Annotated in this window: 11 protein-coding genes; 3 read left to right on the top strand and 8 right to left on the bottom strand. The window is 53.0% G+C overall.

Annotation, left to right across the window (positions count from 1 at the left end; all coding sequences use genetic code 11):
• Positions 1–45 precede the first annotated feature (45 nt).
• On the top strand, positions 46–711 hold the full coding sequence (locus OB13_RS17365) for an OmpA family protein (protein ID WP_461491448.1): 666 nt from the start codon (positions 46–48) through the stop codon (positions 709–711).
• 108 nt (positions 712–819) lie between these two features.
• Positions 820–1,221: a hypothetical protein gene (locus OB13_RS17360; protein WP_461491447.1), complete on the top strand. Its 402-nt coding sequence runs from the start codon at positions 820–822 to the stop codon at positions 1,219–1,221.
• On the opposite strand, the gene OB13_RS17355 is transcribed toward OB13_RS17360, so the two are convergent.
• Both OB13_RS17355 and OB13_RS17350 read right to left on the bottom strand, forming a co-directional pair.
• The gene (locus tag OB13_RS17355) at positions 1,218–1,880 is read right to left on the bottom strand and encodes a DUF2238 domain-containing protein (RefSeq protein ID WP_461491446.1); all 663 of its coding nucleotides are present in this window, start codon (positions 1,878–1,880) and stop codon (positions 1,218–1,220) included. The two genes, OB13_RS17360 and OB13_RS17355, sit on opposite strands and share 4 nt — an antisense overlap.
• A gap of 161 nt (positions 1,881–2,041) precedes the next feature.
• Positions 2,042–2,731 carry an MBL fold metallo-hydrolase gene (locus OB13_RS17350; protein ID WP_461491445.1) on the bottom strand — a complete coding sequence of 230 codons (690 nt, stop codon included), beginning with the start codon at positions 2,729–2,731 and terminating at the stop codon, positions 2,042–2,044.
• Between the two features lie 202 nt (positions 2,732–2,933).
• Between OB13_RS17350 and OB13_RS17345 the strand changes: the two genes are divergently transcribed.
• On the top strand, positions 2,934–3,641 hold the full coding sequence (locus OB13_RS17345) for an endonuclease III domain-containing protein (protein WP_461491444.1): 708 nt from the start codon (positions 2,934–2,936) through the stop codon (positions 3,639–3,641).
• Positions 3,642–3,948: 307 nt separating this feature from the next.
• On the opposite strand, the gene OB13_RS17340 is transcribed toward OB13_RS17345, so the two are convergent.
• From OB13_RS17340 to OB13_RS17315, 6 genes are all read right to left on the bottom strand, one after another.
• A complete protein-coding gene (locus tag OB13_RS17340) occupies positions 3,949–4,440 on the bottom strand; it encodes a DUF2231 domain-containing protein (RefSeq protein ID WP_461491443.1) in 492 nt (163 codons plus the stop codon).
• A gap of 5 nt (positions 4,441–4,445) precedes the next feature.
• The gene (locus OB13_RS17335) at positions 4,446–4,763 is read right to left on the bottom strand and encodes a hypothetical protein (protein WP_461491442.1); all 318 of its coding nucleotides are present in this window, start codon (positions 4,761–4,763) and stop codon (positions 4,446–4,448) included.
• Between the two features lie 72 nt (positions 4,764–4,835).
• On the bottom strand, positions 4,836–7,265 hold the full coding sequence (locus OB13_RS17330) for a TonB-dependent receptor domain-containing protein (RefSeq protein WP_461491441.1): 2,430 nt from the start codon (positions 7,263–7,265) through the stop codon (positions 4,836–4,838).
• Between the two features lies 1 nt (position 7,266).
• Positions 7,267–8,649 carry an HTTM domain-containing protein gene (locus OB13_RS17325; RefSeq protein WP_461491440.1) on the bottom strand — a complete coding sequence of 461 codons (1,383 nt, stop codon included), beginning with the start codon at positions 8,647–8,649 and terminating at the stop codon, positions 7,267–7,269.
• Between the two features lie 18 nt (positions 8,650–8,667).
• Positions 8,668–9,771: an imelysin family protein gene (locus tag OB13_RS17320; RefSeq protein ID WP_461491439.1), complete on the bottom strand. Its 1,104-nt coding sequence runs from the start codon at positions 9,769–9,771 to the stop codon at positions 8,668–8,670.
• 95 nt (positions 9,772–9,866) lie between these two features.
• Positions 9,867–10,961 carry a DUF4856 domain-containing protein gene (locus tag OB13_RS17315; RefSeq protein ID WP_461491438.1) on the bottom strand — a complete coding sequence of 365 codons (1,095 nt, stop codon included), beginning with the start codon at positions 10,959–10,961 and terminating at the stop codon, positions 9,867–9,869.
• Between the last annotated feature and the right edge of the window lie 129 nt (positions 10,962–11,090).

The following is an 11,090-nucleotide window of genomic DNA, read 5'->3' as shown; positions in this document are numbered from 1 at the left end:
GCTCTTAGTCTGGTATTAATTAAACAGATCAACAAAAATATGATTATGAAAAATCTGAGAATTTATCTGGCAGTATTTGTTCTGATGGGCATACTGTTCACGTCTTGTAACGCCAGCCGTACGGCTAAAGGCGGTGCGATAGGTGCCGGTGGCGGTGCCGTATTAGGTGGTGTGATAGGAAAAGTAGCGGGCAACACAGCTGCAGGCGCCATCATTGGTGCTGCTGTGGGTGGCACAGCCGGTGCGCTGATTGGCCGCCGCATGGACAAACAAGCAGAAGAACTGCGTCGTGACCTGGAGAACGCCAAAGTGGAACGTGTGGGCGAAGGTATAAAGATTACATTTGACGCCGGTATCCTGTTCGACGTGAACTCCGCTCAATTGCGTTCTGCTGCCCAGACAGATATCCAGCAGCTTGCCGCAACGCTGAAGAAGTATGAGGACACCAACGTCATCATCGAAGGCCATACCGACAACACTGGTAGCCGTGAGCTGAACCAGCGTTTGTCGGAGCGCCGTGCGGAGTCAGTAGCTAGCTTTACCACGCAGCAAGGGGTGGCCCGCAACCGTATCACAACCCAGGGCTTTGCGTTTGACTATCCGGTAGCTGACAACTCTACTGCCGCAGGCCGTCAGGCAAACCGCCGTGTGGAGATAGCGATTTTTGCGAACGAGAAAATGAAGAAAGCTGCTGAGCGCGGCGATCTATAAGCACATCCGATTATTAGTAACAAAGCCAGCTATGTAGGATGCACAGCTGGCTTTGTTATACCTTACCACCTGAGGCTGACACGCTTCACCAATTCCGGCACCGATAAAATGAAAAGAATAGTACACTTAGGAGCACTTAGTTTGCTCCTTGCTTTGAGCTCAACTGCCTGCGAACGCATGGAGCAACAATCCACCGAAGCAGAAACGACCACCGGCTATTCCGTAGAGGAAGTTGTGGAAGAGAAAAAGCCGGTCACCGTACAGGAAGCTTTGCAGGCAGATGCGCAGCTTGCCCGCACGATGGGCCTGGAAAAATTTGCAGAGCACATGAAGAGCCGCCAGCATTATTACCAGCAGTTTGACGACGTAAACTACGAGGATGATTTTGTGAAGATCAAAATGGAAGATGGCAAACTGAAGATCGAGACGCCCACTGGCAAAGCCAAGTACAAAGAAGGGGAGTCGAAAATAGAGACAGATGCTTATAAGCAGAAAACAGAGACCAATTAAGCTTGCACTGATTCCGGTTGCTTCTGTTTGCCGAGCAGGAGCGCCAGACTGGTCGTGATGGCAGCTCCCAGCAGGGCCAGGGCCATATCCTTCTGTGCGTCCCATATATCGCCCTGCATACCCAGGTAATTCATACCCTGTTCGTCGCCCTTATACACCACATCTGCCACGATCCACTCCACTATTTCATACACTGCACCGAGCGAGAGTATAAGCAACACAGGAAGCAGGTAGTTTAGAAAGCGCCTCAGTTTAAGACCATAAGCCGATACTTCGAACAGCGGGTAGGTGAGCAGCAGCCCAAAGCCAAAATGCACAAAGCGGTCGTAGTGGTTGCGCGAATGGTTATAGTTTTCTTTCAGCCACTCACCAAGTGGATTTTCAGCGTATTGGTACTGGCTGCCATACACGTGCAGCAGCAGAAAAAGAAAGATCAGGGTATAGCTGGTATCGGTGAAGCGGAAAATGTTGTAAAATGCGATCAGGATGATCACCATGGAGAGGGTGAGCGTGTTTTCCAGCAACCAGTTGGCCATATCCGGTGTGGTCAGGCCGGTATAAACCCAGAAGATCAGAAATATACCGGCATATGCCATGTGCAGTGGCCTGCGCAGAAATGGCGTCTTTTTCTGTGGGTCGGCTAACATTGTAATAGTCATGGGCTCTCGGTTTTAATGCTTTGCTCCTGCATTAACCTGAAAGTAATACACTTGTTTTGTTGAAATCGATTCGAAGCCTTTGCTTTTGACAAAACCTATACCTTGCTGTAACTGCCGGTTACGCGGGCAATAGGGGACTATACCTGTAGCGGAAGCCCTGCCTACGCCATCAGGTCCTTTTCGTAGAATACCAGCCGGATCGGGTTGTCAGGCGGGCTTTGGGTCGGGTCGCAGTGATAGCCGAACATCTCAACGCCATTCATGTAAGGTAACAGCTTTTTGTAATAGGTATGGCCCTTGTTTTCCGGATTGAACGTAATGTCGTGGTATACGCTGGTCGGCATAGAAGGCAACCTGCTGAGCTTGTCGAAGAGCACATCCGGTTTTCCAAGATCACCCGAGTACACGATGCGGTACTCCTCCTCAAAAATGTAGGCATACGACTGCAATCCCTCTGAATGCTGGCCATAGGTATCGACCGCCTTCACGCCGGCAAACTGCTCCAGCGGCATGAACTCCACATATTTGTCCGGGTCTTTTACCTGTATCTTCAGGAACTCGTAGAGCTGGTTCTTGAACTGTTCGGAAGGGTATACGATAATGGGGCGGGAGGCTTTTTCGATGACGCTCTTGTGTAGGAGCAGGTTGGCCAGGCTGCCGCAATGATCGTTGTGGAGGTGCGTGAGTAGGATATACCTGACACGATGGATCAGGTTTTTTTGAACCAGCGCCTGGTATACCGTAAAGCCACAATCTATCAGAATGCACTTGTCCTGCATGCTCAGCAAGGCTGCAGAGTTCAGATAACCCACATCAAAAGCGCCCCCTGTTCCTAAGAATTTAATCTGCATCCATTTATCTTCTAAATCACCAGTAATCTGCTCAAGCTACAGGTATAGCGGGAATAGGAATAAATTGTTGTGTATGTTGCATTATTTCTGAAGTTGGGTATAGCAGGTGCTAAGTATCTGCGGGCCAGCACGTGAGCTGCTTTCCGGAAAACGCCGCAAGGGCTGTAGCCGTTAATAAGCATCAAACCAAGTTTAGGCTGCCATGGAAGGATACGAACTACCCGCAGAGGAAAAAGCGCTGCTCACGCATGAGCTGCTGAACCAGGAATACAAACCGCTGAAGCTGGAGCCGCGACGCAGCCACATGCATGAGCTGATCTCGACCATGCTCTCGCATCGTACCAACCATGCCGACGAGGAGAAAGCTTTTTATACCATGCTGGAGCGCTTTGGCGACTGGGAAGGCATCATGAACGCTCCCTTTGAGGAACTGGCCGATGCCATCAGCACGACGCGCTATCCTGGGCAAAAGGCACCCCAGATACAGCAGACGCTGCGCATCATCAAAGAGGAGCGGGGTGAACTGAACATCGATTTCCTGGAGGACATGCCGGTGGAGGAGGCCATTGCCTGGCTGACGCGCCTGCCGGGAGTGGGGCTCAAGACAGCCACGCTGGTGCTGCTGTTCAACTTCAAAAAGCCGGTGCTGCCTGTGGATACGCACGTGTTCCGGGTGAGCCAGCGGGTAGGTATGATCGGGGCAAAGGTCACGGCCAACAAAGCGCACGACATCCTGCTGAGCATGCTACCCAAAGATGCCCTCGTACTCTTCAACTTTCACAAGCACCTGCTCAAGCACGGGCAGAAGGTCTGCACCTGGTCTTATCCGAAGTGTGAGAAGTGTGTGCTCAATGGCATTTGCAACTACTACCACGATGTGCGTGCGAAGGGAATTGATCGGGCGGCGTAAGTGTCAGGCAGGAACAAACTTATATAATTACTGCAAAGGCATTGTACTTAATTAGCTTGGCCCGGAAATGAAAAAGATGAAGATTCGTGTTCATGCTCTTCTTGCGCTTAACTTTTTAAAAAAGAGAGGGCAATCGAATTAAGATCTTCTGCATTGTCTTCGTGCATACTATGGGACGCTCCAGGGATTTCCTCTCGTATGGTAACGGGCAAAATTTCTGCTAATCTATCGGCTAAATGGTTGGCCTGTATAGAGGAAAGGGATAGAAAAGCTGTGGAGAGAGCAGAATGTTGGATCGGAGAAAAGCTCAGTAACCAGCGCAGTTAGAGGGAGGCACGTTCACGCCGCCGCCTTGCTCATACACTACTTGCGCCCCCAGGTGGCTGGCATGGAGGAGGTAGCCGGAGCCTATCAGCATGAGCAGCAGGGTGAGCACGCGAAATGCTTTCTGCTGAAACCTGAGCAGGTTGAAGTGAAGGAGCAGTTGCAGGGCAAGGGCAGCCGTAAAGAGCCAGGCCAAGGTATAGGAGGCTGATTCGTGGCGCTTCAGCAGGATGGGATCACAGATTTTACGGGCTACGATGCCCTCGGCCATATCGCCGGTATACACGCTCACCCACACTGTGGCGCCCCCTACCAGCAATAACAAAGAACCGACCTTCTGCCAGAACACCGCTCGCTCCCCTCTGAGTACAGCAGCAACCACTTTCGCCACAGTCGCAAACAACAACAGCGCGATGGGGAAGTGCAGCGTAAGCGGGTGCCAGAGCTCTGTTCGCCAGAAAGTCGGTTCATTCATTTGGCTTAGTCCAGTATTTTAACCGCAACAGGGTCAAGGCGGTTGCCCACTTTCTCTATTTGTACTTCTACCCGGCCGCCTTCCTTCAGGTGCTCAAACGGTGCGGTCTCACCCTGGTGCGTCAGGGTTGTGTTCTCCTTGAAGTAGAGCTCCAGCACTTTTCCGTCATCTGTCTTTACATAGATTTCGGTCTTCTCAGGCTCAACTTCCTGTATTACCCCCTGATAAGTGCCGGATTCAACAACATCGGTGCTTTCACTACAGCCATAGAAGAGAGGCGCTGCTGCCAGCAAGGCTGGCATAATGAGTTTTTTGATTTTCATAATTCTTGTCTTGGTGTAAGGAAGATTGAATATAGCAGTAATTTAATAATTATCAGCTACCTACTGCTGCTTTTACAGTTGGAACTGCAGTGTCACGTAGTAGTTTCGGGCATCGGAAGGAATAATTCCGGGTCCGGGATAGCCCGTGGCACGACGCGTGAAGTAGCGATTGTCGGTCAGGTTGTTGATGCCAGACTCCAGCGTGAACCGCTTGTAGGTATAGCTGCCGGAGAGGTCCATCACCCAGTAGGCAGGTATCTGGCCAACGACAGCTGTCACATCCAACTCACCCTCCTTGCCTGTGTTATCCGCATCGGTGTACTGACTCGAGGTATAGGCATACTGGTAAGCCAGCTTAAAGTTGTTGCGCTTGAAGGAAAGGCCGGTCTTGGCAATAAGCGCCGGGGCCAATTCCACCCGGTTCCCATCATAGGCTTTGTCATCGCTCACATATCTGGTATTCACCAACGTGATGTTCGAGAAAGCCGAAAGGCTGGAGGGGTGATCTTTGCCCAGGTATAGCTTCAGCAGATCGGCTTCGATGAAGGTTTCCAGGCCGATGTTCCGGGAGAAATCTCTGTTGGTGCGCAAGAGGTAGATCTGGTTGTCTATCACCTTGTTCCGGATGCCGATGCGGTTATCATACGCCAGGTAAAAGAGGCTGGCGTCATAATTTAAGAGGCCACTGATGTTGCCCCTGAATCCCAGGTCAGCGTTGAAACCGGTTTCATCCTGCAGGTTCTGGTCCACGAGCTGGTTCGGGTTGATGATGCGCATATCGTTGAAGTTGATGGCGCGGTAGTTCTGGGAGAAGTTGCCATATACCTCCATCTGCTCACTTGGCTTGTAACTCATGCCCAGCCCAAGCAGCAGCACATTGCGCGTGTTGGCACGCTTTTCCGCCACCACATTATCGCGGATGACGTTTCCGGCCTGGTCAGCCATCACGTCGCGGTAGCTGCCATCTGCGTTGGTGTTAATCCACTCGTAGCGTACGCCTGGCGTCAAACTCAGCTTAGAAGTGATGTTGAAAATATTCTCGGCAAACAAAGCTGCGTTCCGGCTCAGGTAGTCGTAGCTGGAGGCGTTGGGCGCCCCTGTCTCAGAATAGAAGTTGAAGTCGGCGTCAGCGGCAATGGAGCCATCGCCTTGTTTCTGATCCGTGAAACCGCGGTAGTAGCGGGCACCAACCAGCAAAGTCGAGAAAGTATTGCCCAGGTCGTAGCGGTGGATGAGGCGCGTCTCATTGCCGAAGTTGTTGAACTGGTCCTGTAGCAGTGTGCGGGGAAGCGCCGTGTCATCCATGCGGTTAATCCTGCCCATAAAACCCAGGGCGTCCCGCTGTGCCAGCAGCCCGAAGTTGCGCACATTCACTTTGGTGCGGTCGCTCACGCGGTAGTCCAGCGTCAGCGCCAGCAGGTTCCAGTTCACCTGGAACCAGTTGCGGTCACGCAGCGACTGGCGCGCGTTCTGGTTGAAGGCTGCATCTGTCAGGCCGCCCGGTTGCTGCGCCAGGTAGTCCATGTAGGTATAGTTGAAGCCTATCTCCAGTCTATCGTTGGGGTTGTAATGTACAGAGGCAAAAGCGGTATGGGCATCGAAGCCGGCGTTCTCTCGCCAGCCGTCGCCGCGCTTGTACTGATAGAAGCCGTAGTAATGGAGCTTGCCTTTGGTGCCGCCGATGCTGTTAAAGCTGTTCAGGAAGCCCCAGGAACCTACTGTCTGGCGGCTTGTCAACTCAAAGGGCTTATCTTCCGGCCCTTCCTTCATCACAAAGTTAATCATGCCGCCAAACTGCGTCCCGTACTGCAATGAGGCCGCGCCCCGTACCACCTCAATGCGTTCCAAGGCCTCGGTAGGAGGGGTATAATAACTCTCAGGGTAGCCCAAGGCATCGGCGCTGATGTCATAGCCGTTCTGGCGTGTGTTGAAGTTGGAGGTGCGGTTGGGACTGAGGCCGCGTCCCCCAATTCCCAGTTGCAGGCCGGCGCCGTCGCTTTCCCAGATGTTGAGGCCGGCTACTTTGGCAAACACCTGCCGGCTGTTGTTGGTAGCTTTGTTGGCGGTAATGTCGCTCAGTACAACCACTTCACTTTTTTTAGCTTCGTAGATAGCCGTGCCTTCCACGGAGTTCAGGCGAGTGATGCCAAAGGTTTTCTCGCGCTCCCCTTTTACGTTCACCTCGCTCAGGTTCCCCTCCAGTGGCTTCAGGCTGAAATGAACTGTTACGCTGGCATCGCTGATGGTGACCTGCTGTGTCTGGCCGCCCAGCCCGATGCTGTAGGCGGTAAGGGTGTAAGTGCCCGCCTGAAGGTCGCCAATCATGTAATTGCCCTTGCCATCGGCTTTCACGATATTTCCCTTGCCGATGAGCAGCACCTCGGCTTCAGGAGCGGCTTGCTTGGTAGTAGCATTCAGGATGGTGCCGGAAATGCTGAAGGTCTGTGCCAGCGAGAATTGCAGGCTGCACAGCAGAAAAAAGAGGGAGAGCGTTGCGCGCATGTTATTCGGTCTGCACCACAGCCTCGTGCTGCAGTGTTTTTTCTTCAAAAGGTAAAATCCAGTGTTTGTGCCGGAAGCTCTCCGAGGCGGCTGCCAGGTTAAATTTCGGGTCAATCAAAAGGCGGCTGCCACGGCCGTTCAGGGTCACATAGGCCTCGGCGCGTACCTCCGGGTCCGGTATACCCTCCGCCCTGAAGTCGTCGCGCAGTATGTGGGCGAACTGCAGGAGCATGTCAGGCTGCGTGGCCACCATCTTCTCCTGGTTCACGGTCAGGTAGTCCCGGTTGTAGACCTCGGTCTCCTGCCCGTTGCGTGGATCACGCACATAGAAGAAGGCCGTGCCCGCTTTCTCCATCAGCATCACGCGCCACGAAAACCGGTAGCCCTGCTCGGTCCAGAACAGCTTGTCAGGGTATAGCAAAAAGCGCCACGGCACCAGCACCTGCAGCAGGAAGTGCAGCGCCAGCAGGCTGAGCAGTATACCTTGAGTTGGTCTGAAAACGGGGGCGAATACCGTGGCTTCGGGCGTATTTACCTGGGCTATACCTCGAAGTGTGCTCAGGATCTTTTCATGGAAGCCTGCGGAGAAGAAGATCAGCGTGCTCACCATCATGATGTAGGGGAACATACCGATCTGGAACAACATCGCCGTGAGCACATGAAACACGATGACCGTGAGGTAGGCAAACAGCCTGCTCCTGCGCCAGCTCAAAAAGAAAGGTATGGTCAGGTCGTAGAAAGCGCCGAACCAGCAGAACAGGTATGCGACCCACAGCTTGTCGAACAGCGGCCCGATGAGCGGCATATGCGTGTGTGCGGGCAGCCAGTAGCGCAGCGGCATAGCCTCGAAAAGCCAGTCGGCGTTCAGTTTCGCGACGCCGGCATAGAAGTAAACGAGCCCCAACTGCAGCTGGAAAATCAGGACAGTCCAGGCGGGTACCTGGCTCACCCATAGCTGCGGCTTGCGCAGCACGTCCAGCGAGAAGTGCCGGTGCGCCGGAACCGTTATCAGCAGCAGTGCCACCACACTCACGAAGTAGTAGTGGTTGAGGTAATTGGTTTTGTCGATGAGCTCGACGTAGGTGAAGCTGAGGAAGAAAAGGGTGGCTGACCAGCGGTAGAACAGTCCGAGCATAATGCCCAACGCTGTCAGCGCCATCAGCCCAAATAGCAAATACATACCTGTTTCGCCCAGCGGCTTCACCCACTCAAAGCCATAGAATGGGAAGTATACCTTGGGCGCCACATAGAGCTCGTGCACCCAGCCCTTTGCCACAAAACGCACGATGCTGCCCAACATCATCCCGCCGAAGATGATGCGGAATACTGCCAGAGGAGCGGCAGATACCGGGGCTGTCAATCGTGCTTGCAGTCTTTGTAGCATGTATGGCGGGCTTTTTGGTTAATCGCCGTCGTTGTCTGTGTAGGTGATGGTAACTCCCAGGGCGGCAGGCATGTCAGTCTTGGTAAGCACGATCAGCTTCTGCAACTCCTCATACACCTTGCTCACTTGCTGTGGATTGCTGCTCACAGCCTCCGACAGGGGCACCTGAATGGCAGCCACCGCGGCCAGAGCGGCATCCAGCTGTTGGATGATAGCCTCCGAGAGGTTCTTGCCGTTGTACTTGGCGCCCACGTGGTTCAGGTAGTCATCCAGTCCCAGGCCGTTGGCGCCTGTAAAGATAGCCTTCTGGGCTTTCAGGTTGCGCTCCAGCAGGGCCAGCGAGCTCTTGCTGTAGTAGGCCTCCACCCTGTCAGGTAGGGGTGTGCCCGCCGTGAACCTGCCGGATGGTATACCTACCTTGGCCCGTTTTGTCAGGTCTATCTCAAAGTTGAACTGGTTCACCAGATTGCCAATGGAGCTGCCCACCGCTGTGCCCCCTGATTCCTTGAAACTCTTCGCCGTGTTGCCGGTTGTCCAGGCGGTCTGTGTGGCCTCTGCCGCCTGCTTGATGAGGTTCGTGAGATCCTGCAGGTACTTTTTGCGATTAGCGGCGTTGGTGGCGGTCGTGTATTGCTCCACTACAGCGGCATCTGTTGCCTGCCCGTACAGCAGGTAGTCCAGCGCCGGAAACCCTTTGGCCGACAGGTTGGCTGTTATCTGTAGGTTGTAGCTGCCGCTGCTGATGTTGCTCTCTATCTGGCTTACCGTGGTCGGGTAGATGTTCAGGTTGCTGCGCAGCATCTGCTCATCGGCAGGGCCAAATTCGAACGTGCTGACGTCCTGCCACGCCAGATATGCCTCCTGGTACTCTTTGCGGGCACCGGCCAGCGTGGTAGCCGAGGGGCTGGTCGTAAAGGCATCCACCGCGGTGGCCATCTGGGTAGATTCTGTTTTGAATGCTTCGTAGCCAGGTACTATCAGGTTATCCGAATAGTTAACCAGCATGGCCTGACGGTCAAATTCTGACTTAGGCCCGGAGTCGCCGTCGTTGGATCCGCAGCTTGCCAGGGTAGCCAGGCAGGCCAGCGCAGCAGCATAAGTAAAATTCTTTCGTGCAATCATAGTGCTTGGTGATGCAAAGAGCAGCAGCCGGGGCATGGGAGGTGCCGTAGCTGCTGCTGCTTTAGGTTAAAATAATATGACTCTGTGCAGTTTCTCTACAACTGAGCCTTGATGTTGTCCAGGCCATAAGCGGTGCTGATGATGTTGATGGCAGCGTTTATGTCAGCGGCTGTTGTATTATAGAAGTTGGTGCCGAGCTTTGCCAGGGCCTCCTGATGCTGGGCATCCGTTATCTTGCGGTCAGACTTAAATTTCAGGCTGAGGACGAATCCCATCGCTTCAGAGAGGTAATGGCTTTTCTTGGCCTGATCTGCAATATGCGTTTTGGCCAGGTTCAGCTCCAGTATGGCAGAGGCCGCTACCAGCTTCTCCCATTCCGTACGGATGGTGGCGATGGCCTCGTCTTTGCCCTTCATGTCTTTCGCGTTGATGGCGGCGCGGCCTTTCAGGAAGGCATCCATAATGGCTTTGTTGCTACCCAGGCTAGGATTTACTTTATTACTGTAGTTGGCCCAGAACTTCAGGTTGTTCAGGTTGGTGGGGAAATCGATTGGTGCGCCAAAGTAGCCGAATGCTTCATCGAAGTGGTGTTGCATCTTGGTGCCCTCGCCCGGTGTAACAGTTGCGTTGTCAACAGCAGCGCCAGTTTTGGCTTCTGTCAGGTAAGATTCGACTGCCTGGAAGTAAAACACAGCTCCCATCAGGCCCTTCTGGATAATCTGAGCAGGCTCCACACCATTGGCATCCACCAGGTATTTGCTGTTGTCAGCAGTGGTCAGGATGCCTGCCTTGCCGTTGATGGCTGGTGTAGTTCCCTGGAGGCTGGCGTTGGCAGCCACATCAAAATAGTTTTCGATCAGTGCCTGCGCAGACATGATTGTCTTATCCTTTAGCTGTTTTCCCGAAGTATTCAGTCTGGCTTCCGCAAACGGAGCGTTCGCATTGGCGTACATGTTCTTCATTTTCTGGGCGTTCAGTACAGCCCCGTTGTTGCCTGTCTTGATGTAGCCGTCCAGTTCTGTGAGCATGCTAATGCGGTCGGTCTGACCGGAGTAGTTCACATTCTCAAAGGAGTATGTGGTGGGCACGTCATACGACACTTCATCTTTGTCGTCAGAGCAGGAGGAGAAGAGGGAGCAAAGAGCAAATCCGGCTACGGCAAGCATTCTTGAGTTAAGTGTTGAAAGCATATGTATTTTATTTTATGTTTATTTAGACTTAATATAAATATGCTGCAAAGCTAACAGGCAAGTCGAAGCCGGACAAGAATTATTTAGATTAATTTTAAATAAGAAATTAAATTTGACTGTAAGGCTTCA

Source organism: Pontibacter sp. HJ8 (assembly GCF_054824225.1).
The sequence above is the reverse complement of the archived record's forward strand: the minus strand, read 5'-3'. Positions and strand labels throughout refer to the sequence as shown.